This window comes from Robertmurraya sp. DFI.2.37 (assembly GCF_029211245.1).
Taxonomy (GTDB): domain Bacteria; phylum Bacillota; class Bacilli; order Bacillales; family Cytobacillaceae; genus Robertmurraya; species Robertmurraya methanolica_A.
This window is the reverse complement of sequence record NZ_JARGEJ010000702.1, coordinates 1-295: the sequence shown is the minus strand read 5'-3', so window position 1 is coordinate 295 and position 295 is coordinate 1. Positions and strand designations below refer to the sequence as shown.

Here is a 295-nt window from a genome sequence, read left to right as displayed (position 1 = left end):
TATAGAAGGAAATTACAGTGGTACTTTTGAACTGCGATTCCCTCATGCGGATGCGATCGTTTACATAGAAAAACTGCTTTTAGTATGTCTTTACCGAGTTGTCAAAAGAAGAATCCAAAACCACCGAAAAACTCGCAGTGATATGACGAGCGGCTGTGAGGAGAAACTTAATTGGCCATTTATCAAGTTTATTTTAACAACTTATGCCAGCAGAAAAAAGATTATGGCTGAGCGCTGTGAAAGATTTAAAGAAACAAAAAAAGTGTTTATTTTGCGAAATCAGCGGGAAATTGAA

1 protein-coding gene is annotated in these 295 nt (G+C 36.9%); it reads left to right on the top strand.

Going from position 1 to position 295, the window contains the following annotated elements; translation table 11 throughout:
• Positions 1 to 295 (top strand): P-loop NTPase family protein (locus PZE06_RS28290; RefSeq protein ID WP_483314100.1); only part of this gene is annotated, 295 nt, incomplete at both ends.